Annotated in this window: 1 protein-coding gene; it reads left to right on the plus strand. The window is 61.8% G+C overall.

Annotated features, from left to right (window positions below):
- Positions 1–34 precede the first annotated feature (34 nt).
- Positions 35–241, plus strand: a 207-nt coding sequence (locus SB756_RS34440; protein WP_410913800.1) for an acyl-CoA dehydrogenase family protein, incomplete at its 3' end; no start/stop codon positions are given.

Below are 241 nucleotides of genomic sequence, written 5' to 3' on the forward strand. Positions count from 1 at the left end.
GCTTTCCCTATTTCAAGAACAAGAAGGTGCCCCCATGCATTACCCCTCCCTGAACTTCGCCCTGGGCGAGACCATCGACATGCTCCGCGACCAGGTGCGCAGCTTCGTCGCCGCCGAACTGGCGCAGCGTGCCGCGCAAATCGACCACGACAACCTGTTCCCTGCCGACATGTGGCGCAAATTCGGTGACATGGGCCTGCTGGGCATCACCGTATCGGAAGAATACGGCGGCGCTGGCCTG

Source organism: Pseudomonas sp. SIMBA_068 (genome assembly GCF_046534705.1).
In the GTDB taxonomy this organism is placed as follows: Bacteria; Pseudomonadota; Gammaproteobacteria; order Pseudomonadales; family Pseudomonadaceae; genus Aquipseudomonas; species Aquipseudomonas putida.